The organism is Motilimonas thetidivivens, from assembly GCF_046452435.1.
Lineage (GTDB): Bacteria > Pseudomonadota > Gammaproteobacteria > Enterobacterales > CBDFNC01 > Motilimonas.
Map to the genome: position 1 here is coordinate 1 of NZ_JBKFDK010000002.1, position 22,934 is coordinate 22,934.

At 43.6% G+C, this 22,934-nt stretch carries 23 protein-coding genes; 12 read left to right on the plus strand and 11 right to left on the minus strand.

The genetic code is table 11. From position 1 onward, the window contains the following. Window positions 1-42 precede the first annotated feature (42 nt). The 4 genes from ACK8OT_RS02170 (at window position 43) to ACK8OT_RS02185 (ending at window position 3,463) form a co-directional block, all read left to right on the plus strand. On the plus strand, window positions 43-387 hold the full coding sequence (locus ACK8OT_RS02170; protein ID WP_410194862.1) for a DUF6882 domain-containing protein: 345 nt from the start codon (window positions 43-45) through the stop codon (window positions 385-387). 109 nt (window positions 388-496) lie between these two features. After that, window positions 497-1,039, plus strand: a complete 543-nt coding sequence (locus tag ACK8OT_RS02175; protein ID WP_410194863.1) for a hypothetical protein — start codon at window positions 497-499, stop codon at window positions 1,037-1,039. 362 nt (window positions 1,040-1,401) lie between these two features. Next, window positions 1,402-1,737 (plus strand): MafI2 family immunity protein, encoded by a 336-nt coding sequence (locus tag ACK8OT_RS02180; protein WP_410194864.1) that lies wholly within the window; start codon window positions 1,402-1,404, stop codon window positions 1,735-1,737. Between the two features lie 148 nt (window positions 1,738-1,885). Beyond that, a complete protein-coding gene (locus ACK8OT_RS02185) occupies window positions 1,886-3,463 on the plus strand; it encodes an aspartate:alanine exchanger family transporter (protein ID WP_410194865.1) in 1,578 nt (525 codons plus the stop codon). Window positions 3,464-3,609: 146 nt separating this feature from the next. Here the strand turns inward: ACK8OT_RS02185 and ACK8OT_RS02190 are convergent, their stop codons facing one another. The 4 genes from ACK8OT_RS02190 to dapA form a co-directional block, all read right to left on the minus strand. After that, window positions 3,610-4,782 carry a choice-of-anchor X domain-containing protein gene (locus ACK8OT_RS02190; protein WP_410194866.1) on the minus strand — a complete coding sequence of 391 codons (1,173 nt, stop codon included), beginning with the start codon at window positions 4,780-4,782 and terminating at the stop codon, window positions 3,610-3,612. Window positions 4,783-5,088: 306 nt separating this feature from the next. Continuing rightward, entirely contained in the window at window positions 5,089-6,195 is a 1,107-nt protein-coding gene (locus tag ACK8OT_RS02195; protein WP_410194867.1) for a phosphoribosylaminoimidazolesuccinocarboxamide synthase, read from the minus strand. A gap of 86 nt (window positions 6,196-6,281) precedes the next feature. Further along, window positions 6,282-7,379, minus strand: a complete 1,098-nt coding sequence (bamC, locus tag ACK8OT_RS02200) for an NlpB/DapX family lipoprotein (RefSeq protein WP_410194868.1) — start codon at window positions 7,377-7,379, stop codon at window positions 6,282-6,284. Window positions 7,380-7,391: 12 nt separating this feature from the next. Next, on the minus strand, window positions 7,392-8,273 hold the full coding sequence (gene dapA / locus ACK8OT_RS02205; RefSeq protein WP_410194869.1) for a 4-hydroxy-tetrahydrodipicolinate synthase: 882 nt from the start codon (window positions 8,271-8,273) through the stop codon (window positions 7,392-7,394). Between the two features lie 382 nt (window positions 8,274-8,655). Here dapA and bcp point away from each other — a divergent pair, with 382 nt between their 5' ends. Both bcp and cysD read left to right on the plus strand, forming a co-directional pair. Further along, a complete protein-coding gene (gene bcp, locus ACK8OT_RS02210) occupies window positions 8,656-9,120 on the plus strand; it encodes a thioredoxin-dependent thiol peroxidase (protein WP_410194870.1) in 465 nt (154 codons plus the stop codon). 344 nt (window positions 9,121-9,464) lie between these two features. Next, window positions 9,465-10,391, plus strand: a complete 927-nt coding sequence (cysD, locus tag ACK8OT_RS02215) for a sulfate adenylyltransferase subunit CysD (protein WP_410194871.1) — start codon at window positions 9,465-9,467, stop codon at window positions 10,389-10,391. A 72-nt stretch (window positions 10,392-10,463) separates the two neighbouring features. Here the strand turns inward: cysD and ACK8OT_RS02220 are convergent, their stop codons facing one another. Both ACK8OT_RS02220 and ACK8OT_RS02225 read right to left on the minus strand, forming a co-directional pair. Further along, entirely contained in the window at window positions 10,464-11,531 is a 1,068-nt protein-coding gene (locus ACK8OT_RS02220; RefSeq protein ID WP_410194872.1) for an AI-2E family transporter, read from the minus strand. A gap of 32 nt (window positions 11,532-11,563) precedes the next feature. Next, window positions 11,564-11,782 (minus strand): sulfurtransferase TusA family protein, encoded by a 219-nt coding sequence (locus tag ACK8OT_RS02225; protein WP_410194873.1) that lies wholly within the window; start codon window positions 11,780-11,782, stop codon window positions 11,564-11,566. Window positions 11,783-11,957: 175 nt separating this feature from the next. Here ACK8OT_RS02225 and bepA point away from each other — a divergent pair, with 175 nt between their 5' ends. Beyond that, window positions 11,958-13,403, plus strand: coding sequence for a beta-barrel assembly-enhancing protease (bepA, locus tag ACK8OT_RS02230; protein ID WP_410194874.1), 1,446 nt, complete (start codon window positions 11,958-11,960; stop codon window positions 13,401-13,403). 3 nt (window positions 13,404-13,406) lie between these two features. On the opposite strand, the gene ACK8OT_RS02235 is transcribed toward bepA, so the two are convergent. Beyond that, complete coding sequence (locus ACK8OT_RS02235; protein ID WP_410194875.1) at window positions 13,407-13,853, minus strand: TlpA family protein disulfide reductase; 447 nt, start codon at window positions 13,851-13,853, stop codon at window positions 13,407-13,409. 158 nt (window positions 13,854-14,011) lie between these two features. On the opposite strand from ACK8OT_RS02235, the gene arsC reads away from it, so the two are divergent. After that, window positions 14,012-14,362, plus strand: a complete 351-nt coding sequence (gene arsC, locus ACK8OT_RS02240) for an arsenate reductase (glutaredoxin) (RefSeq protein ID WP_410194876.1) — start codon at window positions 14,012-14,014, stop codon at window positions 14,360-14,362. Beyond that, complete coding sequence (locus ACK8OT_RS02245; RefSeq protein ID WP_410194877.1) at window positions 14,362-14,754, plus strand: DUF2069 domain-containing protein; 393 nt, start codon at window positions 14,362-14,364, stop codon at window positions 14,752-14,754. Before arsC ends, ACK8OT_RS02245 begins: the two co-directional genes overlap by 1 nt. Window positions 14,755-14,856: 102 nt before the next feature. Here the strand turns inward: ACK8OT_RS02245 and hda are convergent, their stop codons facing one another. The 4 genes from hda to upp all read right to left on the minus strand — a co-directional run bounded on the left by hda (window position 14,857) and on the right by upp (window position 18,831). Beyond that, window positions 14,857-15,579: a DnaA inactivator Hda gene (gene hda, locus ACK8OT_RS02250; RefSeq protein WP_410194878.1), complete on the minus strand. Its 723-nt coding sequence runs from the start codon at window positions 15,577-15,579 to the stop codon at window positions 14,857-14,859. A gap of 64 nt (window positions 15,580-15,643) precedes the next feature. Further along, window positions 15,644-16,675: a DUF2066 domain-containing protein gene (locus ACK8OT_RS02255; RefSeq protein ID WP_410194879.1), complete on the minus strand. Its 1,032-nt coding sequence runs from the start codon at window positions 16,673-16,675 to the stop codon at window positions 15,644-15,646. A 123-nt stretch (window positions 16,676-16,798) separates the two neighbouring features. Then, window positions 16,799-18,070, minus strand: a complete 1,272-nt coding sequence (locus tag ACK8OT_RS02260) for a uracil-xanthine permease family protein (RefSeq protein WP_410194880.1) — start codon at window positions 18,068-18,070, stop codon at window positions 16,799-16,801. 134 nt (window positions 18,071-18,204) lie between these two features. Continuing rightward, window positions 18,205-18,831: a uracil phosphoribosyltransferase gene (gene upp, locus ACK8OT_RS02265; protein ID WP_410194881.1), complete on the minus strand. Its 627-nt coding sequence runs from the start codon at window positions 18,829-18,831 to the stop codon at window positions 18,205-18,207. A 211-nt stretch (window positions 18,832-19,042) separates the two neighbouring features. On the opposite strand from upp, the gene purM reads away from it, so the two are divergent. The 3 genes from purM (at window position 19,043) to ACK8OT_RS02280 (ending at window position 22,856) form a co-directional block, all read left to right on the plus strand. Further along, window positions 19,043-20,083 carry a phosphoribosylformylglycinamidine cyclo-ligase gene (gene purM / locus ACK8OT_RS02270; protein ID WP_410194882.1) on the plus strand — a complete coding sequence of 347 codons (1,041 nt, stop codon included), beginning with the start codon at window positions 19,043-19,045 and terminating at the stop codon, window positions 20,081-20,083. An 8-nt stretch (window positions 20,084-20,091) separates the two neighbouring features. Next, a complete protein-coding gene (gene purN / locus ACK8OT_RS02275; RefSeq protein WP_410194883.1) occupies window positions 20,092-20,736 on the plus strand; it encodes a phosphoribosylglycinamide formyltransferase in 645 nt (214 codons plus the stop codon). Window positions 20,737-20,873: 137 nt separating this feature from the next. After that, window positions 20,874-22,856 (plus strand): S9 family peptidase, encoded by a 1,983-nt coding sequence (locus tag ACK8OT_RS02280; protein ID WP_410194884.1) that lies wholly within the window; start codon window positions 20,874-20,876, stop codon window positions 22,854-22,856. Window positions 22,857-22,934: the final 78 nt, after the last annotated feature.

Consider the following 22,934-nt stretch of genomic DNA (forward strand, 5'->3'; position numbering starts at 1 on the left):
TACCTCGGTATGGGGTCGAATAAGGTGTTATGAGTAAAATGGATGAATGACGACGAATTTCAACAATACATAGATTATTGTTTCGATGCCTTAGAAAGGAAGCAACAGAGCCGGATCGATGAGTTCGGTTTTGGATCGTTCGATAGATTTCAGCATGTCTTTGAAAAAGAAAAAATTTACCTTCTAAAAGACGATAAAGTCAAAGCCAAGATTATTCCTATAGGCAGCTTCAATACTAGGACTTACACCTGGATGTGGAGATGGGCCAATGAAGCCTTCCCCAGCAAACTAAGAGATAAATCAGCTAAGTTAAAAGAAATTGAAACTATTACTGGCTTTGAAGTGTTTGGCAATGAAATGGCAGATATCGAACCCAATATGGCTTGAAAAATAGCAGGAATGGCTCTTAATCTTCTAAATTCAGAAGGTGTTTATCGCGGCCACGCCTCGCTATCGCTCGTCTGTGCTAAAGGCTTTATACGTGAAAGGAAAAATCATGCTAGATCAAGATATCAAGACACTTTATTCAGGAAATATCGCAATTGAGTACGGACAATTTTACATTGATATCCCCGAGCTTGATGATGAAGATGACTACTTAGACCCAGAAGTCGCTTTCAAAGATCAACAGAATGGAATCTGTGGTGCTTCACAATCAGGTAAATTGTTCTTCGTCACAGGCATCCAAAATGGAACAGCATCAGTTGAGATCAAACTATATTCGTCTGAACCAACAATAGATGACGCCTTCGAAGAAATTGTTGAAGTGTCTTTCAAAAGAAATAAAACTCCTGTGGCCTTATGTGAATGGGGTTGCGAAGAAATTTACCCTATTGACCTTCCAGAAGGGAATTATGGTGTTCGCTATTGCATTATCGCCATGGGCGCGGATTACGGTGATGACGATGATTGGGAAGCCCCAGTTAAGGGACAGAAGCACTTGATCCAAATATGGCCGTCAGAGCCCACCATGGATAAAATTATTAAGAGCACTTCCGATACTGCAAGCTATTGGCACAAAGAATGGGGCGGTCAGTAAGCGTATAACAAAGCGTTATGTGTTACTGGAGTTTAAGTGAAAACTAAGTATGTGTTTTTAGCATTCCAGTTTTATATGGCTTGTTTTGGCACTTAGCTAGATATTTAAATTGGAACTTGAGTACGAATTTTAATATCCCGAGTTTTTTTTCCTTATTTTGGCAATGCCTTGGACGCTGCTTGCGATAGAAGTAGGCGAGTTTGCTAATAGTGTTTGTGGTATTGTCGGTAGAAATATTGTGACTATTTTAATGACTGGGTTAGGTTTTGGTTTAAACGTAGTTTTTTCGAAATTATGTATTTGTTGGCTGCTAAATAAATACAGAAAATCAAAAATAACAAAGGGTTAAGTTAAAGCAAAGTATGAACGAAGATCTTAGGTTATCTGCGCAAAGGGCACTACTCGGATGCGTTACTCGTGGACTTAGAGCTGTTTCTATAGAAATGGTTGGAAATACAATTAAGTGGCGCTGTGTTTTTGGTTCTGACATTGCGAAAGAGTCGCAATGGGCAATATTGTCCGAGGCGGCTGAAGCCCTAGCAGACTACGTTGAGCCAATTACAATTGAAGAGGAATATCTGGTGGTAAAGTTTAGAAATGCAGAAAATGAACCACCAAATGTAATTCCTCATTTAAAGCACATTGTATATCTAAGGCACGAGCGTGGGAGTTACCCAGAACTTGCAGTTAGTGTTTAAGACAAATCAAGGACTCCCGCCTAAATTATTTGGCTAAAAAACATCGGTTACTGGCAAGGTAACAGACTTTTCACAATAAAATTTTAATCATTTTTCACCTTTTACTGTTATGATTGCAACAAAATACAAGGGAAAGGATCAGTTTTAAATGATTGAAACTATTGCGCACTTTTTGAATTCTCAGCCATTTATTACACTCTTTTTGGTCATTGGCATTGGCTATGCCGTCGGTAAGATTAATATTGGTGGTTTTTCGCTTGGCATTGGCGCCGTCCTTTTTGTCGGTTTAGCTTTCGGCGCTATTGCACCTAATGCTACCCCACCGGGATTGCTTGGACTAATGGGGCTAGTGCTGTTTCTTTACGGCATTGGAATTCAATACGGTAGACACTTTTTTTCTGGATTAGCGAGTTCATTTGGTATCAAAGCTAATTTATTAGCAGCTATCGCCGTTTTGGCTGGTTTTGGAACCGCTGTCTTACTTAGCCAAACGATGCATTTTTCATCGGATTTTGCCGCAGGTATGTTTGCGGGCTCTTTGACCAGTACAGCAAGCTTGCAGGCGGCTATTGATGTTTCAGGAAATAATAGCCCCGCTGTTGCTTATGCGATTGCATATCCCTTTGGTGTGTTCGGCCCAATGATATTTTTCTACTTAGCATTGCGCGTATTTAAACCAAATATAGATGTACAGCCACCTAAGCGATTGGCCACCGGTGAGCTGAATGCAACTACCCGGAATTTCACAGGGCTAACAGTTGATAAGGTAATGCAACAACTTCCCAAGCAAGTAAATTTGCTTGCAATCAGGCGCAACGAGGAAAACCTGCTCCCAGCAAATGATCTGCAGATTGACGCCAACGACATGCTCTTGATCGCCGGTTACCCTGAACATATTTCCATGCTACAAGCTACCGACAGTGACAACGCTACCCAAGATCGACACAACCTCGACTACGTGCGCATGTTTGTCTCAAAGGAGCAACTCATTGGCGTAAAGTTGCGTGATATTGCCTTACCCAAAGATATTTCCGTAGAAATTATTCAGGTTCGCCGAGGCGATAACGACCTACTTGCTAAACCTGACTTGGAGCTGGAGTATGGTGATCAACTGGGTATTTTGGTTGAACCAAGTAAAAAGGAGCAGATAAGGAAGCTGTTTGGTGATTCTATTAATGCTGAGTTTCAACACAGTTTCGTGGCCATGGGCTTAGGCATTGCTGTTGGTGCTATGATTGGCTTAATCCCTTTTCCGATACCAGGTGTAGGTGTAGTTAAATTTGGAATAGCCGGCGGTGTATTAATTATGTCATTGGTACTTGGCTATGTTGGCCGCCTTGGTCCGTTAAATTGGAGTATGCCGATAGTTGCGAATACTTTATTGCGCAATTTTGGCCTAACCTTGTTCTTGGCCAGTGTTGGTATATCCTCAGGAGCACCATTTGTAGACAACATCGCAGGCGCAGGACTAAGCATATTCTTTGCAGGGATCATTGAGCTTGCAGTTGTCGTGCTGGCCGTTATCTTATTGGGGCATTTCATTTTCAAGATTAAATTTGATGAGTTACTCGGAATCGCATCTGGTGCAACCGGTAACCCCGCTATCCTTGCCTACGGTAATCAACTCGCCCCAACAGGCCGGCCCGAAATTTGTTACGCAATGATTTTCCCTGGCGTAGGTACGATATTGAAAATTATATTAGTGCAGTTTTTTATGGTGATTTAGCAACAGCCACGTTAAAGCATAAAGCGAGGACATTCTTCTAAGTAATTCATGATCGTATTACTGAAAGCTGCCTCGTTTTTTGTTAAGCGAACATTATACAATAGTGGTTGTCCAGCTATTTTTATGTATGCAAACTATGTTAAGTTTTAAATATTCACCCGACAGAAGCCGCTCTCTTTTAAATAAAACTTATCTGCTATGGCTGCACGTGGATTAACCACAGAATTAAACCCAGGGGTACCTGCTCTATCAAGATCTATGATTTCAATAAGTAGTGGAGAGAATGAGATTATTTCCTGTTGCGAGAACCTCTTTATCAACGCCTCCTTAGAATAAAATAATTCAATATCATGTTCACCTTGCGATAAGTCCATTTTTTGAATAACTCTAATACCAAACCGGTTATCTAAAGAACCTTTTAATGAGTTATATATGCTATAGTTACCTGATTTTTTTACTGTTATATTTGCCTTTAATATAACCTCTTCAGCACAAGAATCTTGCGGTATCATTACCTCTGTTTTGTTAACTATAGCAAGTTGTTCAGTCACAACGATATTCTTAGCAGCTTGGGTTTGATATTCATAACCTAGATGCTGTGCTGTCACTTTCGCTTCTATCAAATGCTCGCCTAGTTGCTGGTAAGGATAGGTCGAAACACTACTATACACACCATCACCAGCTGCACCATCAAAACCTAAACCATTATCGTAACCAGCAACTGTCAGTGTACTCCCATCAGGGTAAGTGAGTAAGAATGATACATCGGCATTAGGAATCCCTTCACCATTTGCTTTCACGATCACTGAAGGAGCCATTAAATCTCCTACAACAGCGAGGTTGCCAGGAATAGTCACCTTCGCATCAACTGTCATCTGTTTGAAAATTTGAGTGACAATCATTGAATCATAGCCAGGGGAATCATACTGAACAACAAACTGCCAAGTACCAGTCCTGTTGGCTACATCTATTAATGGTAAATCATATCTTACACCCGCTAATCCATCTCGCATGTCCGAACCATGGACCACCTTTATGTCATTGTGCTGATTGTCAAAAACAACAGTTCCATCTGCTGCAATTAACTCAAAACGAGCTCCAGTGATAGGAATCACAATAATAGACCAAAATGACTGCCCTTGAGTGACTTCAAACTCAACGACAGTTTTTGTATCTTCCTTTTTAAAAGGAGTATCAATGTAACCTAGTGAATCCCTCACCGAGGACGAAGGCGTAATATTATTGGCATTAGACATAAAATGAAAAGTTAATAATGCAATCAGAAAAACACTGAAGATAAAAATCATTAAATTGTTCATAATTATTTTCCTGATTGCATTGGCATGGGTTCTCCTTGTATTCCTAACTTGTTTATATATCGTCAGATTGGGAATCCATTTAAATGTCATGTCATCATATATCGAACTGTCTACACCGTCGCCAACGCTTTGAGCGAATTAGCAACAGGCTCACAAGCTGATTGGGTTTAGGCTTATGAAGTGAAACGTATTACTAGCTATAGCCCCGTAGGTTCAAGTTAACTCGCAGTTATGGGGAGCAGAGATCAAAAAAGCCAAACAAGTGTTTGGCTTTTAATTATTCAGTTAGCAGTATAACCAATTAGCTTAGTCAGCGATTAATTGGTATTCATCACGTAAGATCTGGATGATTTCTGCTTTAGGGTTATCCGATAGGGTAATTTTCTCACCTGTGATCTTCTCAGCAACGCCTAAATAGATTTCCGATACCTTCATTAGCACGGCTTCTGGAAGCGCATTATCACGCGCTAGGGCTTCACGCTCTGGCATGCGATCTTTATTTAGCAGGATGTCGGGATCAGGGAAGTGGTTGAGCAGTAATTGACGGAATTGCTCTTTTGAGTTTTCAATCACGTTACCTTTGGCAAACTCTGCGGCATCCCAGATGCGTGATGAATCGGGAGTACCCACTTCATCCATGTAGATTAGTTTCTCTTGGCCGTTTTTATCGGTAACGTAACCAAATTCAAACTTAGTATCGACAAACATCTGGCCAATATTAGCCAAAGCCTCACTGATCACACCAAAGCCTTCTTTTAATAGCTTCTCGTATAGATCGATGTCTTGCGCTTTAGTGAAGTTAAATGCAGCAAAGTTATCTTCAATATTTTTACGGGTAACATTCACGTCATCCGCTTCCGGCACGCCTGGAATACCACGTAATATCCCTTTGGTAGAAGGAGTAATTAATAGCTCAGGCAATTTTTGATCTTTGCTTAAACCGTCTGGTAGTTGAATACCACAAAATTCACGCTCGCCCTTTTCGTAGGCGCGCCACATTGAGCCCGTGATATATTGGCGACAAATCGCTTCAATCATCACTGGGCGCGCTTTTTGAACAATCCAAACAAATGGATGTGGAATGTCAAGAATATGGCTGTCCGCTAGGCCTTGCTCTTTAAACAGGCGGAACCAGTTGTTTGAAATAGCGTTAAGCGCCGCACCTTTACCTGGTACGCCATTCATGTCACCTTCACCGTGCCAAATGCAATCAAATGCTGAGATGCGGTCGCTGATAACCATAATGGCCAATGGCGTATCCGGTGCAACATCGTAGTTTTTCTCAGCAATCAAGCGACGACTATCGGCTTCGGTTAGCCAATAAACGGAGCGTACCTTACCACTGTGAACAGGCTTGTCGGTACGGATAGGAAGATCATTATTGACTGCTAAAACCTTGTCAGCAAGACTCATTATTATTCGCCTTCTTAAATAGCAATAACTGAAATACAGCTAGTATTGTTCATTAAAAAGGGCGCGATTAATTCGCGCCCGGGTGGTTATTTTGCTTCCACTTGCATTTGCTTTTGCATTAGGTCTGCAATACTTAGATACATACTGCTCACCTGTTGCACCGACAAAGGTTTTTTATCTTTGTCGAAGATTGTCACAAGTGTTTGCCCATCTTGAGACTGACCAAGTTGGAAAATGTAGTCACCTCTGTCTAGATCGAAGCGACGAACACCTTGCTCTTTCCAGAAACTCTCAGAGGGTTGCTTAAAGCTCATACGATAAAAACCAAGGGTTTTGTTGCTGGCTTCTTCCTCAAAGTTGAGTGCGCCCAGTGCCAATGGCAATTTTTGCCATACTTTGTCGTAGCTGACCGTTGTCACCCACGCAGGTAAACCATTGGCATCAAAACCTAGCTCAATCGGCACTCGGTTATCGACGCTTTGCGAAGCGCCAACCAAACGTTGATGCTCGGCAAGTGCGAACACTAATAGTCGGTTGATCATGTTGGTTTCGTAACGGTTTTTTTCCGCAACGGTAAGCGGCCCTTTATTCACGTCACCATCAATGGATTCGGTCACGTCAAGTAATTCAACCGCTAAGCTGGCACTGCGTGAAGAGCTAGATTCTTTGAGGTAAAACTTATATTGCTCTTTGGAGCGAAAGCGAGTTTTATTCCAGAACGAGCCAAACGTTTCTTCGAAAGTAAAGTAATCAGATACCAGCTCCCCTCGCCCTTTATCGAGCGATACTGTCGCTACGTTTTGTTGAGCAAGGAAATTCAGCATTAAGGTCCAAACATCGTCCTTCATCGTGCCGCCGCGAATCGCTTCGGTAAAGGTAACGGTTACCTTATCACTGGATTCATCAACATACGTACCTTGGAGTACTGGCAGAACTTGGCTAGGCGAACGTACGTCTACTTTTTTCCCAAGATATTCGCCAGAGGCATTTGTACCCAATGCAGGAATTTTATAGGTTGGATCTTGCTCCAATTCACCCACTCCTTCCGTTGAAAGGGGTGTGGCAAGGGAGGCATCCAAATAATCGAAGTCATTGACGGCTTGCTTACGTGACTCAGGGCTACTACACCCAGCCAAGATCGCTAACAAGACCCCACCAACTAATATTTTTTGTCTATTTAACACGCAATAATTACCCTAATCTATGAGTCCAGCTTGTTGTAATGCTGTTGCCACAATCGGTTGCTGCGGCTCAGAAAGCGTTGTTAATGGTAAACGCAAGGTTCCATTAGGAATAAGGCCCATACGCTGAGCAGCCCATTTTACCGGAATCGGGTTGGCTTCAACGAATAGCTTTTGATGTACCGGCATCAGCTTTTGATTAATTTCTTGTGCGGCATCTGCATTACCTTGCGCCACTAAGTCACACATGGTTGCCATTTGTTTAGCAGCAAGGTTAGTGGTTACGGAAATCACGCCATGACCGCCTTGAAGCATAAAGTCCAATCCTGTCGCATCATCACCGCTGTAAAGGGCAAAGCTGTCATCAACTAAGGCTTTGATATCGGCTAAACGCTGCAGATCACCGGTTGCTTCCTTAATACCTATGATGTTTTCAATTTTAGCTAAACGCGCCACGGTTTCTGGCAGCATATCCACTGCGGTACGCCCTGGTACATTGTACAAAATTTGTGGCAATGATGAGGATTCAGCTATGGCCTTATAATGCTGATATAAACCTTCTTGAGTTGGTTTATTGTAGTAAGGCGTTACATTTAAGCCTGCCGCAAGGCCAGTATTTTGAAATAGTTTGCTAAAGGTGATGGCTTCAGAAGTTGAGTTAGCCCCGTTACCCGCAATAATTGGAATGCGACCTGCTGCATACTCTAATGTTTTCATCACCACTTTAACGTGGTCGTCGACATTTAAGGTTGCTGACTCACCGGTTGTCCCCATTGAGACGATGGCAGAAGTGCCTGCTTCAACGTGGTATTCCACTAAACTCTTCAGCGCCTGAAAATCAATTTCACCGCTATTATCCATAGGTGTAATTAAAGCAACAATACTACCCGTCAGCATCTAGACATCTCCCTAATAATCGAGCGAATTATGGTACTTTTCCAACTCATTAAAAACAAGCATGAGGGCCAATTAGGATCACTTATATTCAGCTTGCAGCTGTCAACAGTGTATAAAATAACCAACACCTTAATGTCACAGCTTGACCCGTTGAGGTGGTATCAGGAGCATAAGTTACTTGGTTCTTTTCCAACAAGCGTTTTTTGTTGTTCTGCGCTTGTAATCATTTGGCAAATTTAGGCCAAAGATACCATATTCACTGGCGGTTTCGGACTGTTTTATTTTCCTAACCGAGTGGAAAAGTAGAATTCACAACAATAATGTGATCCAATGTAGCATTAAAACTGTATTCCATTGGTTTACTTAATTTCACGGAGTCCCCATGCAAACACTTCAAGCAGGTGATAAAGCCCCCGCTTTCAGCCTAAAAAACCAACTAGACAACACTATCAGTTTGGCTGACTTAGCAGGTAAAAAGGTATTAGTCTATTTTTACCCTAAAGCCATGACACCCGGTTGTACCACTCAAGCCTGTGGTTTACGTGACAGCAAAGCCGAGTTACAAGATCTAAATTTAGTGGTGTTAGGGATAAGTCCTGATCCGGTCAAGCGCCTAGCCAAGTTTGTTGAGCGCGATAATCTTAACTTCGACTTACTTGCTGATGAAGATCATCAAGTCGCCGATGCTTTCGGGGTTTGGGGACCTAAGAAGTTCATGGGCAAGGAATATGACGGCATTCACCGCTTGAGCTTTTTAATTGATGAGCAAGGCGTGATTGAACATGTATTTACCAAGTTTAAAACCAAAGATCACCATCAGGTGGTCATGGATTACTTAAGTCAGTAATGCCAGCCGAGGGTAACCCGGGCATCTGGTTATCCTCGGGTTACCCTTTTAATACACCTAGCAATATCCCCCTCATCATTTGGCTTAGCTAAGCCTTGTTCTATTTCACGTCTTGCCACTCTATTAAGTCATTTCGCCATTATTGATATCACTTGCCTTGATCTTAAAAAGAAGTAAGAGCCTCGCATAAAATACGAAACGATTATCCATTGTATGTTCAAACCGTTCTGTATAACGAAACGGTTTGTGAATATTTATCTATTTTACTTAATCGACAATTCTATCCACAATGTTTTGGTCAGCATGCACCGCAATTTGAGTTTAACTAAACGATAGGATTAATCATGACCGTGAATCGCCTCACTCACATTAAGGCTCTTGAAGCAGAAGCCATTCATATTATTCGGGAAGTAGCTGCTTGCTTTGAACGCCCCGGACTTTTTTATTCTATCGGCAAAGACTCGACCGTTTTGCTTCACCTTGCGCGTAAGGCATTTTGGCCTGCGCCTATCCCGATTAAGTTACTGCATGTGGATACCACTTGGGAATTTGCCGAAATGGCACAGTTTCGCGACAAAATTGCAGACAAATTTCAATTAGATATCGATGTGCATATTAATCATGAAGCGTTAGCCAAGGGAGTCCATCCCATTACTTCTGGCTCGGTTAAATACAATGACCAAATGAAAACCCAAGCATTAAAGCAAGCATTGGAGCGGCTAAAATTTGATGCCGCCTTGGGCGGAGCAAGGCGCGATGAGGAGAAATCGAGAGCCAAGGAGCGAATTTTTTCGGTGCGTAATCAATTTCAAAGCTGGGATCCGAAAGCACAGCGACCAGAGCTTTGGAAAAACTACAATACCCAGCTTGGTTTAGGCGAATCAGTGCGGGTATTTCCATTATCAAACTGGACCGAATTAGATGTTTGGAGTTACATCGAGCTAGAAGGAATAGAGATTGTTCCCTTGTATTTTTCAGCCTCCAGAATGAGCTGGCGCTGCCAAGAAAGTCAGCAAGTTTTTGCACTGGACGATGACCGTATGCTGGCGTTTTTAACGCCGCAAGAGCAGCAAAGCTTAAAAATGCGCAATATACGCTTTCGTACCCTTGGCTGTTATCCGCAATCTGGAGCGGTCGAAAGCGATGCTCAAAGCGTCAAAGATATTATCCATGAGCTGCTCATTGCCCGTACCAGTGAGCGCCAAGGCCGCATGTTAGACAGAGATCAATCAAGCTCTATGGAGAAGAAAAAAAGGGAAGGTTATTTCTAACCTCCCCCTTCTCTTTGCATCATGCACTGTCACCTCGTGCACTTTCGCTACTGAGTCATGTGATGCCCTAAACTAGGCGGCTTGTTGAGTCGCCTTATCAGAAGGCCATGCATTGACCACGGCTTTAACTAAGGTCGCCAGTGGAATAGCAAAAAAGATCCCCCAAAAGCCCCAGATCCCGCCAAATACAAGCACCGCCACAATGATAGAGACTGGGTGTAAATTAACCGCTTCAGAGAATAATACAGGCACCAAAACATTACCGTCGAGGGCTTGGATCACGCCGTAGGCAATCATTAAATACCAAAAATCAGAAGTAAACCCCCACTGAAACATGCCCACCAATGCAACTGGCACCGTGACCGCAGCAGCGCCAATGAAGGGGATCAGTACAGACAAGCCAACTAACACCGCCAGTAGCGCTGAGTAACGCAGATCTAACACCGCAAACACCACATAGCTAACAATCCCTACTATGAGGATTTCAACCACCTTACCGCGGATATAGTTAATAATTTGGCTGTTCATTTCGGTCCAAACTTGGCCAGCAAGTTGACGATTTTCGGGTAAGAAACGCGTCACGCTTTGCATCAATACCACTTTGTCTTTAAGCATAAAAAAGACCAATAAGGGCACTAAAATACAGTAAATCAGCAGAGCCGCGATATTAATCAGTGAGCCTAAAGAGAATGACACAATGGCCTCACCACTGCTAATTAGCTTGTTACGCACATTATCCATTAAGGTCGACACCATCTCGGCATCAATCATTTCAGGGTATTGCTCAGGTAAGGTGAGCAAATAGCCTTGCGCCTGATTAAGCATATAGGGTAACTCACGAACAAAGTTGGCACCTTGCTTAAATACCGTGGGTAATAATCCAAGCACGGCTAATACCGCAACCCCAACAAAACCCAACATCACGAAGATCACCGCGCCGGTACGGTTAATGCCGTATTTTTGCAAGGAATTGACTGGCCAGTCGAGCAAGTAAGCAATGACAATCGCGGCTAACAATGGCGCTAATAAGGAGCCAAAAAAGTAAATAATGCCAAAGCCAAACAACAATAAGATACCTAAGGTAACCGCATGAGGGTCGGAAAACCTATCTTTGTACCAACGAGAGAAAACATCAAACATATCGCGAATGGCTCCTATAAAAACTGATTAACTTACTTACTTGATATCACCAATGTCAGCTTGTTGGCTGATGCTTCGCATATTTCATAAGGTATTTTATGTTTGTCTAAATAACGTGGTATATCTTGCTTCGAACCGGTGTCATCGAGCACGAGCCTCAATTGTGCAGGGTAAATTGCTTGAGCTAACCATTGCCGCATTTTAATCAATGGCATAGGGCATTGCATCCCCTGACAGTCCAAATGAGTCATTGACCACTTACCTATTATTACACCGACTGAGGATTATCAAGCTATTCAAAATACAACACAACATTAACCAGCGGATTTGACGATTTAATTATTTACTTAGTTTTACCAAGGGAACCTTGCGCCAACCTAGCTTGAGCGTTTATGCTGCTAAAATCGTCCTAAATGAGATGCTTTTGTGTTTTTTATTTCAGCTTTTCGTGCTTTTCTCTTTGGCCTATTAATGCTTGTCGGCAGCGCATCTTGCTTTGCTAACTTGCCCGAAATCGGCACCGCAGGTGCTAGCGCCTTAACCATAGATAAAGAGAAGGAATATGGCAAAGCCTTCAGTGTGATGCTGCGTGGTGGCTTGCCTGTTATTGATGATCCCGTCTTAGTCGAATATATCAGTGAGTTAGGTCATAACTTAGTGGCCAATGCCGACTCAGTGAAGTTCCCTTTTCATTTTTTCCTAATCAAGGACGATGAAATTAACGCAGCGGCGTTTTTTGGCGGCTATATAAAAATTCACACTGGGCTATTTCTTTACGCCGATAACGAAAGCCAACTTGCCTCTGTGGTCGCCCACGAAATCGCCCACGTCACACAGCGCCATCTTGCGCGAATGATGGAAGCGCAGTCGCGCAGCAATCCGGCCACCTTGGCGGCCTTAGCAGGCTCTTTATTGCTAACCTTAGTTTCTCCTGAAGCGGGGATGGCGATGCTGCAAACCAGCCTTGCCGCTAATATGCAAGCCAGTATCAACTACACGCGCACCCATGAATTTGAGGCCGACCGTATTGGCATCTATACACTGAGCCGCAGTGGTTATGATCCTAGAGAAATGGCGGGCTTTTTTGGAAAATTATCAGCCCAATACCGCTACGCTAGCACGCCACCGCAAATGTTATTAACTCACCCACTGCCGGATACTCGTGTGGCAGAATCTCGCAGCCGCGCAGCACAATTACCCAAAGTAACGATCAAGCCAAGCTTAGATTTTCATTTAGCCAAAGCCAGGATTGAAACCCGCTATTCTAATCGCAGCGCCGAAGGCAGCTTAAGCCATTATGACAATCAGCTGAAGAGTCAAAATTACTCGGTGAAAGAAGCGGCGTTATACGGCAAAGCGCTGGCTTTATTGCAGTTAGAGCGCTATCAAGATGCACACATTATCATCGACCAGCTAATTCAAAATGATGGGCGTAATTTGTTTTACCTTGATGTCAAAACCGATCTCGATTTGGCGCAAAAAAACTATGACCAAGCCATCGCCCGCCTTAATACCTTTTATCAACAGATGCCAACCAATGCCGTGGTTGCCATTAACCTGATCAATGCGTATATGGAACAAAAAAACTACCAAGCTGCCGCCAAAGTGGTTGATAGCTTTTTGCGCCAAAAGCCAAATAATGCTCTTGCTTGGTCGATGGCTATCCAGGTTTACCAAGGCCTTGGCAATCTTAGCCAAGCCTATCAAGCCCGAGCCGAATACTTAGCCTTACATGGTGATTATAAAAGAGGAATACGCGAGCTCGGTAGCGCGCTAGCAGAAACCGACAACACCCTAGAGCGGGCTCGCATTGAAGCCAAAATTGAGCAATTTAAACTTTCTCAAGCTTGGCTAGAAGAGCTTAATGGTTAAGGTTTAATTAGACTGGGCTTGTTGCCAAGCTTGTAACAAGCTAGCTTGGCTTTGCTCGCCAATTAAGGTAGCCACCAGCTCACCTTGAGGATTAAGCAAATAGGTTGTTGGTAGAACCTTAGGGCGCGCTAACCTAAAGTCTTCTCGCTCTACTCTGGCGAAATCAAAAGATACCTGCCACTTTTGCCAGCTAGTCTGTAACTGCGCTAAGGGTAAATCATCAAAACTAATGGCAAGAACGGTATGCTGGTCTGACGACTGATCAAACTTGTCCAATTCAGGTAATTCCTTGATACAAGGTTTGCACCAATCGGCATAGTAATTCACCCATAACCACTGACCTTGATAATCTTTTAAGTTAGCGCTTGCTCCGGTTGCCAAAGTCAATTCTGCTTGGCCGCATCCAGCTAACAGCAAAAATAAGGACAGAAACGTGACACGTAATTTCATCTTTGTTTAACCTAAGGTTGACCACATTCAGTAAAGCCTTCTCGCATCTTAGCGCGCTTTGGGTTTACAATGCGCTATCTAATCGAGCCATTTAGTCTTGGCCTGTCGCTATTGGTTGACACGGGGCCGAGCTAATTATGTTGAAATGGAGATCCAGCATGTCACAAGTACAAATTTATCACAATCCACGTTGTTCAAAGAGTCGCGAAACGCTGGCGTTACTTGAGCAACATGGTGTACAAGCTGACGTGGTTTTATATTTAACCACCCCACCCAGCGCTGATACCCTCGCTACTATTTTGCAAAAACTTAATTTTACCAGTGCCAGACAATTAATGCGCACCAAAGAAACCTTGTATAAAGAATTAGGCTTGGCCGAGGTGGAAAATGAAGATGAGCTGATTGCTGCGATGATCGCCAATCCGAAATTAATCGAACGTCCAATTGTTATTAAAGGTGATAAAGCAGCCCTTGGCCGACCGCCTGAGCAGGTGTTGGACATTTTATAATGCAAACTCAAACTTATCGTAAAATCGCACAACTAGGTTATTTTAGTTTGATGGCCTACGTTTTGATGTGGCATCTATGGTTATCGCCCCCACCAGAAGGGATCAGCCTTGGGCTAATGTTAGGGCTATGGTTTGTGCCGCTTTTGTTTCCGCTACGCGGCATTCTAAGAGGCAATCCCTATACTTATGCTTGGGCTAGCTTTATCAGCCTATGGTATTTTTTGCATAGTTTAACCATCATAGTCGCCGATGAAAATGAACGCTGGCTCGCCGTGGTTGAATTGCTATTAGCCAGCACTTTCTTTTATGGCTGTGTCTATTATGCTAAATACCGTGGCCGCGAGTTAGGCTTAAGTATCCGTAAACCCAAACAGCCAAAATCCCCTAAATAGCTACCTAAATAGCTACCTAAATAGCCTAAAGTTACCCTGAATATCTGATTCAGGGTAACAACGCCAATAGTTAAGCAATTAATGTAATCTGTAGCGCTAAAGCTACAGATTTAGAGTTTCTTTAACAAAAGGAATGGTAAGCTTGCGCTGCGCAGCAATTGAGGCGCTATCTAAGTGGTCTAGCGTTTTCAATAGCATAGCCATTTCTCGACTCAAACGATTGAGCAGGAATCGACCTACTTCTACCGGTAATTTAAAACCTCGTAGCTGCGCCCTTAACTGCAGCGCACCTAATTTAGCCTCATCGTCAAGGGGGGCAATACGATAGCTGGTTCCCCACTCGAGCCGGGAAACTAAGTCTTGGAGTGATAAGTTCAAGTATTTGGGGCTGTTATTGCCTGTAAATATCAAGCAGTTGCGCGCTCGATTTGCTGCTTTCTGCTCCAAGCAGCGATTATACAGATTAAACAGCGCTTGCTCCCATGGCCCATTGCCCGCGATAGCTTCAAGCGCGTCAATGCAGATAAGCGGCATATTTTCCATGCCATCCAGCATTGCAGGATTCATCATATGATGTAAATCCAATGGCACATACGCCGCCGCTAAGCCACTATCGTTAGCTTCTGCACAGGTGGCATGCAACAAGTGGGAGCGGCCCGAGCCCTCTGCCCCCGACAAAAAAATCACATCGTCGCCTTGGCCAATAGCGGCATTTTTTAAGGCGGTTAATAACTGGGCATTGTCACCGGGGTAAAAACTGGCAAAGGTCTCATCATCTGGTAACTGCACCGATAGCGAAAGCTGTGAAGGGTTATGCTGTTCCACTCAATCATCTTAATGTCGGGGTGTGAGCCAAGTGTATCATTAGCTAGTTTGTTCGGCAAAGCGCTCATGGCGCTTCATTTGCTTGATTAACCCCTAGCCAGGTTACTGCTAAATGCTGATCTTGTACGCTGTCTTCTTGCCAAGCAATTTGACCTTGCTCGGTCAGTAATTGAATCAACTGTTCTTTGCTACTGAGTAATTTAAGGGAAAGTTGCATGCCATTGGGTTTCATGGCGGCCAAGGTCACTTGGTGCACCCCCGTTAATTGCTCAAAATATCGCTTCACTAAAACGACATCGGCCATCCCTTTGATGTTATCTATGTCTACCAAGATGGTTGCGTCTGTTTCAGCTTGTGGCGGCGATGCTAAATTATCGGCAAAATAATCTGCCAGTTGATTTGCTAATGCAACACCACTGTCTTCAAGTAATCCCAGTTCTTCTCCTTGTAAAATGGGCAACCCAGCGTTATCTATCAATTGCCATATTACTTGGCTTTCATCAGGCGTTTTTTCGTTATGCTGCGCTTTAATTAAAGCAATATAGTTCACTTGATAGCGCTGACTGGCTTGCACGACAGGTTGCAAAAAGCGCCCCCAAATATCGGTAAAGGTAATTGCACTTAGGTCATCTAAATCTAATAAAGGCAGAGTGACCGTTAACGCGCGCTGCTGTGCGCCTTCTTCTATTCCTGACACCAACTCATTCGGCTGATATTCAGCTATGATGGATTTGTCCTGCCCACTTTGCTGCGCAATCCAAACCAATACACGAGGGCGAGGCTCGGGCCAAACATCAATATTGGCAGTACTTAGTAGTTGATTCACTTTATACTGATTAAAGCTCACTTGTAGGGTGTCATCTATGCGGGTTTGTTGATAGATAAGATCTGTCATTGGCGGTAAAGTAGGTAATTGCATTACTCTGTCGACACGTTGATGACTGCCTGTCACTTTAAGCAACATACGTTCAAAGGCGTTAACCAAGAGTGCCTCTTCTTCGTCAGTGGACGCCTTTAACGTCACTTGATAAAGGTTTTGCGCCATCACAGGGGTTACAACTAGCCCAAGTAATACCAATACCATGGCGCTCAACATTCCCCTAACCCTAGTACCCAACACGTTTTCTTTCCTCACTTTTATTAACCTATTATATAAATAACAGCCATTAAAAAGGCGGCACCCAAGCCGCCTTAACGTTATTGCTTTTGCCTTATCCGCTTAGCGTTTAGGCAGTAGCAAATTAAGGGCAATGGCCACTAAACCACACAAGCTCACCCCTTGTAGACTAAATGAGCCAATACCGAATGCCATACCGCCGATACCAAAAACAAGTACCACCGAAACGATACATAAGTTTCGGGCTTTACTTAAATCAACTTGATGGCGAATTAAGGTATTTAGACCAACAGAAGCGATTGTACCAAATAACAGCATCATGATCCCCCCCATTACCGCAGGCGGTACGGTTTGCAGCACAGCGCCAAACTTACCAATAAAAGCCAGTCCAATCGCAAATACGGCAGCCCAAGTCATGGTCACCGGATTAAAGTTACGCGTGAGCATCACCGCGCCCGTGACTTCCGAATAGGTTGTATTTGGCGGCCCACCAAAACAAGAGGCAGCAGCTGTAGCAATACCGTCACCAAACAAGGTGCGATGTAGGCCTGGCTTTTTCAGGTAGTCTTTTTTGGTGACATTACCTATGGCTAATATATCGCCAACATGCTCCACCGCCGGCGCAATGGCAACGGGCAGCATAAATATAATGGCATGCCAATTAAATTCAGGCGCCACAAAGTTGGGAATGCTAAACCAAGCCGCTTGCTGAATTGGCGTAAAGTCAACTTGGCCAAACATCACAGCAAGAATATAACCTGCGACCACACCAGCAAAAATTGGCACTAATTTAAGTAAACCTTTGGCTAAGGTAGACATCAACAAGGTGACCAGCAATGCCGAGATAGAGATAATCATCGCGGTGTCTTGCTCCATCAACACCACGCTGCCGTCGCCGGTTTTACCTATGGCCATATTCACAGCCACGGGCGCTAAGCCTAAACCTATCACCATGATCACCGGCCCCACCACCACGGGAGGTAAGATACGGTGAATAAACTCACTGCCCCGCACTTTGACAAACATGGCCATCAACATATAGACAAAGCCAGCAGCCATAAGGCCAGACATGGTACCCGCTATCCCCCACGTTTGTACGCCGTATAAAATAGGCGCAACAAAAGCAAATGACGACGCTAAAAAGATCGGTACTTGACGCTTGGTTACCCACTGAAACAATAAGGTACCTATACCAGCCGTAAATAAGGCCACATTCGGATCAAGTCCGGTGATAAGCGGCATTAATACTAAGGCTCCAAAGGCCACAAATAACATTTGCGATCCGGCCAGTGCGGTTTGCCAAGGGCCGTTAGTGATCACTTGATCTTGTGGCCCTATATTTTGCGCAGGCGGCGCTTCTTCAACTTGACTCATATCTTCCCCAATATTATGTGTAAAACGAGACTGCGCTAAACCTGCCATGTTTGACTTTAGCCTGCGCAGTGGGCATTAGAGGTTAAGACCTGAAATTGATCTGGCTCTTAGTGGCCATTTACTAATCAACCTGCCTATTTGGTACCGAAAATTTTATCTCCGGCATCACCAAGACCAGGCATAATGTAGCCCTGCTTATTCAAGCCTTGGTCAATAGAAGCGGTATAAAGTTCGATATCCGGATGCGCTTGCTCAAGTGCCGCGATCCCTTCGGGCGCTGCCACTATGACTAACACTTTAATGTTGGTGCAGCCCTTCGCTTTGAGTAAATCTAGGGTAGCGATCATAGAGCCACCTGTCGCCAGCATAGGATCAACCACTAACGCTAAGCGGTCATCAATTTGGTTAACCAGCTTTTCAAAATAAGGCACAGGTTGTAAGGTTTCTTCATCACGATAAATCCCCACTACACTGATTTTGGCACTGGGCATATGTTCAAGCACGCCATCCATCATGCCTAGGCCTGCGCGCAAAATCGGCACTACCGTGATTTTTTTGCCTTTAATCTGTTGCACCGTGATTTCTTCAGCCCAGCCTTGAATGGTGACATCTTCTAATGCCAAGTCAGAAGTTGCTTCATAAGTGAGCAATGCACTTACTTCCCTTGCTAATTCACGAAAACGTTTCGTGCTAATGTTCGCCTCACGCATCAACCCTAGTTTATGTTGAATTAATGGGTGTTTAACTTCACGAATCTTCATAATCAACTCCAATACACAATAAAAAAGCAAAAAACCGACCAATTCTAGCAAAAAACGCCACCACCTAAGATCAATTTTTATTATTTTGCGCATTAATACACAGAAATATTTCTACTCAGGGGCTAGCCCTGTTAAAATACCCGCGAATTTTTACCGCTTAGTGGCATTAGTCACTGGCTATATATTGTCTGGTTATGGGTGAGGGACTTCTGTGAGCAACAAAACCACTTCCTTGAGTTATAAAGATGCTGGCGTAGATATCGACGCGGGTAACGCTCTTGTAGAACGCATTAAAGGTGTCAGCAAACGAACTAAACGACCTGAAGTTATGGGTGGCTTGGGAGGTTTTGGTGCGCTATGTCAAATTCCTGCTGGTTATAAAGAACCATTACTGGTTGCAGGTACCGATGGTGTAGGCACTAAGTTGCGTCTTGCTATCGACCTAAAAAAACACGACACAGTGGGTATTGACCTTGTTGCTATGTGTGTAAACGACTTGATCGTACAAGGTGCAGAGCCACTATTCTTCCTTGATTACTACGCCACAGGCAAGCTAGACGTAGACGTTGCAGCAGCCGTTGTGACCGGTATTGGCGCTGGTTGTGAGCTATCAAATTGTTCGCTTATCGGCGGTGAAACCGCTGAAATGCCAGGCATGTACGAAGGCGAAGACTACGACATTGCCGGTTTCTGTGTCGGTGTAGTAGAAAAAGCCGAAGTGATTGATGGCTCAAAAGTAGCAGCTGGTGATGCACTTATCGCACTGGGTTCAAGTGGCCCACACTCTAACGGTTACTCATTAGTTCGTAAAATTTTAGAAGTTTCAGGTGCTGACACCAGCGCGCCATTTGGCGATCGTACATTAGGTGAAGCCCTACTAGAGCCAACCCGTATTTACGTTAAACAAGTACTTGAGCTAATCAAGCAAACAGACGTTCACGCCCTATCACACATTACGGGTGGTGGTTTCTGGGAAAATATCCCTCGCGTGCTACCAGCTAACACCAAAGCCGTTATCGACGGCAGCAGCTGGCAATGGCCTGAGATCTTTAACTGGCTACAAGAAAACGGCAATGTTGAAACCGAAGAAATGTATCGCACCTTCAACTGTGGTGTGGGCATGATAATCGCGGTTGCTGACGCAGACAAAGAAAAAGCTCTTGAACTATTAACCAGCTTAGGCGAAAACGCTTGGTTAATTGGTCATGTCGAAAACGCTGCCGATGGCGAGCAACAAGTCGTCATTAACTAAGGCTAACCATGAGTAGTAACAGAATACTGGTGCTCATTTCTGGTAGTGGCAGTAATTTACAAGCTATCATCGACCAAGTTCACCTTGGCCAAGAGCCGGGTGAAATTGTCGCAGTGATTAGCAACAGAGCTGATGCGTACGGATTAGAGCGAGCAAAAGAAGCCAATATTCCGGCGATCACCGTTGCCAGTAAAGGCATCAGTGATCGCAGTGCTTATGATCAAGCTTTGATGGCTGAGATAGATAAGCTTAATCCTGACTTGATCGTGATGGCAGGCTTTATGCGAATCTTAACCCCTGAATTTGTGCAACATTATCAAGGTAAGATGCTCAACATCCATCCTTCACTGTTGCCTAAATATCAGGGATTAAACACCCATCAACGCGCCATTGACGCGGGCGATGAAGAGCACGGCGCAAGTGTGCACTTTGTTACCGAAGAGCTTGATGGTGGTCCGGTAATCTTACAAGCTAAGGTGCCGGTATTCACTGACGATACCGCCGAAGAGCTCGCTGCTCGAGTACAAGATCAAGAGCACCGCATTTACCCGTTAGCTGTTAAATGGTTTATCAACAACCGTTTAACCATGAAAAATGGTAAAGCTGTACTTGATGGTAGCGAACTACCAGCCCAAGGCTATGCTCACGATTAAGTTGACGAAGCAAAAAAATACTAACTTGAACCCTGCATTGCAGGGTTTTTTATTGTTCAAGTTGTGACATATTATGTCTTTACATCAATAAAAAATAAAAATACAATATTCTTAATCTACCTATTTAAGGATATTTCATGGAAACCAAACTGCTACCTTGTTTATTATTGGCTGGACTATTAAGCGCGTGCGCCAATACAACAAACGATACAACAAGCACACCTAGCGCTACTTCTGATATCCAACAAGCTGATTCAATGCTTGCACTGGTAGGACCTTATCAAGTTAAACATCAAGCCGTTGAACTTTTCTTTAAAAAACCGGCTATTAGTAACTTCCAATTATCACCTAATGGCAAGCACATCAGTTACTTAGCTAGGAACAAACAAGGAAGGCTACAATTATTCTTGAAAATGGATGGGCAACAAGACAAGCAATTAACACAAGTGACCAGTCAAAACCTAGACGGTTATTTATGGTTAGATGACGCTCATTTGGGCTATTTCCAAGACAATGATGGAGATGAAAACTATCAACTCAACATGGTTAATGTAGACACAGGAGAAATAACTAACCTTACCCCTTTCCCATCTACGCGGGTTGCTAATGTAAGGAGAATCAAAAATAAACCCGGCAAAATTACTTTCTATATGAACAAAGAGGATAAACGCTACTTTTATCCCTATTCCCTAGACATTAACACGAAACGAATAACTCCCGAGTTTGTACGTTCTGATAGTCTATGGGGCCCGATATACGACCAAGATGGTTTCGCCAGAGTTAAGTCGCGCTGGGCACCTAACGATGATAAATATGAAAAAATGGAATACCATTATCGTAATCCAGGCGACATGACCTTTAGTAAGCTGATCACAATAAACAAAGGCGACGACTTCTCAATCATCCACTTCAATGATGCGACTAACGAAATTTTTGCATTAACTAACCATAACTCCGACAAAGTAAGGGTCGTTAAATTCGATATGGATACGCACCAAATGGCGACCGTGTTTGAACATGATGATTATGATGTATTGGGAGCAGGCTTTCTCCCGCAAGACAATGAACTTTCATGGGTCTACTTTGCCGAAGGCAAAGGTAAATTAAAGCCTCTATCGCCTACAACAAAAAAGTTGTATCAAGTTATCGAATCGAAATTCTCAACTCACTTCACGGTCAATTCGATAACTCAAGACGGCAAGAAAGCGATACTAGCCAATACCGATGCCGACATTCCCGTAGAGTACATGTTATTTGATAGTGAAACACACAACTTTACAGCCCTTGGCCAGGCCACCCCTTGGTTAAAACCCGAGCACTTAAGTGAGATGCACCCAGTGAAGTTCCAATCGCGGGATAATTTAACTATTCATGGCCTATTAACTCTGCCGCATAAAAAGGAGAAAAAGAACCTTCCTATTATCATCTTACCCCATGGTGGCCCATTTGGGATACTCAACACTTGGGGATATAACCCTGAAGTGCAAATGCTAGCGCATCAAGGTTACGGCGTTTTACAAATCAATTACCGCGGCTCAGGTGGCTATGGTAAAAAATTCCTTACCGCGGGTTTCAACCAGTTTGGGACTGGTAGTATGCAACATGATATTACCGATGGAGTGAAATGGCTTATAAAGCAAGGCATTGCCGATCCTAAAAGAGTAATGATCTACGGTGCGTCCTATGGTGGCTATGCCACCTTAGCAGGCTTAGCTTTTACCCCTGATTTATATGCCTGCGGAGTAAATTATGTTGGCATATCTAACCTGCATACATTCTTAATGAATATGGATGAATCTTGGGGTATGGGCCGCGAATTCTGGCTTGAGAATGTCGGTAATCCTTATACCGATATTAAGAAATTGAGAGAAATATCCCCGTATTACCATGTTGATAAGATCAAAGCCCCCTTATTTGTGGCGCAAGGCGCTCAAGATCCTCGCGTTAAACAGCAGGAGTCAGATCAAATAGTCAATGCACTGCGTAAGCGTGGAGTAGAAGTAAAATACATGCTGAAACAAGATGAAGGACATGGTTTTCATAAAGAGGAGAATCAACAGCATTTTTATGATGAAATGATTGATTTTTTAGCGAGCTGCCCTGCTAATAATCGTATCTAATTTACGGACATAAAAAACCGCCTTCTCTATAGCTGGCGGTTTTTAACAAATAATGTAATACGACATATTATGCCTTTA

What these genes read in the sequence shown, in the direction of transcription:
- ACK8OT_RS02170 (WP_410194862.1), top strand. Translation starts at nt 43, where the DNA reads ATGAATGACGACGAATTTCAACAATACATAGATTATTGTTTCGATGCC.
- ACK8OT_RS02175 (WP_410194863.1), top strand. Translation starts at nt 497, where the DNA reads ATGCTAGATCAAGATATCAAGACACTTTATTCAGGAAATATCGCAATT.
- ACK8OT_RS02180 (WP_410194864.1), top strand. Translation starts at nt 1,402, where the DNA reads ATGAACGAAGATCTTAGGTTATCTGCGCAAAGGGCACTACTCGGATGC.
- ACK8OT_RS02185 (WP_410194865.1), top strand. Translation starts at nt 1,886, where the DNA reads ATGATTGAAACTATTGCGCACTTTTTGAATTCTCAGCCATTTATTACA.
- ACK8OT_RS02190 (WP_410194866.1), bottom strand. Translation starts at nt 4,782, where the DNA reads ATGAACAATTTAATGATTTTTATCTTCAGTGTTTTTCTGATTGCATTA.
- ACK8OT_RS02195 (WP_410194867.1), bottom strand. Translation starts at nt 6,195, where the DNA reads ATGAGTCTTGCTGACAAGGTTTTAGCAGTCAATAATGATCTTCCTATC.
- dapA (WP_410194869.1), bottom strand. Translation starts at nt 8,273, where the DNA reads ATGCTGACGGGTAGTATTGTTGCTTTAATTACACCTATGGATAATAGC.
- bcp (WP_410194870.1), top strand. Translation starts at nt 8,656, where the DNA reads ATGCAAACACTTCAAGCAGGTGATAAAGCCCCCGCTTTCAGCCTAAAA.
- cysD (WP_410194871.1), top strand. Translation starts at nt 9,465, where the DNA reads ATGACCGTGAATCGCCTCACTCACATTAAGGCTCTTGAAGCAGAAGCC.
- ACK8OT_RS02220 (WP_410194872.1), bottom strand. Translation starts at nt 11,531, where the DNA reads ATGTTTGATGTTTTCTCTCGTTGGTACAAAGATAGGTTTTCCGACCCT.
- ACK8OT_RS02225 (WP_410194873.1), bottom strand. Translation starts at nt 11,782, where the DNA reads ATGACTCATTTGGACTGTCAGGGGATGCAATGCCCTATGCCATTGATT.
- ACK8OT_RS02235 (WP_410194875.1), bottom strand. Translation starts at nt 13,853, where the DNA reads ATGAAATTACGTGTCACGTTTCTGTCCTTATTTTTGCTGTTAGCTGGA.
- arsC (WP_410194876.1), top strand. Translation starts at nt 14,012, where the DNA reads ATGTCACAAGTACAAATTTATCACAATCCACGTTGTTCAAAGAGTCGC.
- ACK8OT_RS02245 (WP_410194877.1), top strand. Translation starts at nt 14,362, where the DNA reads ATGCAAACTCAAACTTATCGTAAAATCGCACAACTAGGTTATTTTAGT.
- ACK8OT_RS02255 (WP_410194879.1), bottom strand. Translation starts at nt 16,675, where the DNA reads ATGTTGAGCGCCATGGTATTGGTATTACTTGGGCTAGTTGTAACCCCT.
- ACK8OT_RS02260 (WP_410194880.1), bottom strand. Translation starts at nt 18,070, where the DNA reads ATGAGTCAAGTTGAAGAAGCGCCGCCTGCGCAAAATATAGGGCCACAA.
- upp (WP_410194881.1), bottom strand. Translation starts at nt 18,831, where the DNA reads ATGAAGATTCGTGAAGTTAAACACCCATTAATTCAACATAAACTAGGG.
- purN (WP_410194883.1), top strand. Translation starts at nt 20,092, where the DNA reads ATGAGTAGTAACAGAATACTGGTGCTCATTTCTGGTAGTGGCAGTAAT.
- ACK8OT_RS02280 (WP_410194884.1), top strand. Translation starts at nt 20,874, where the DNA reads ATGGAAACCAAACTGCTACCTTGTTTATTATTGGCTGGACTATTAAGC.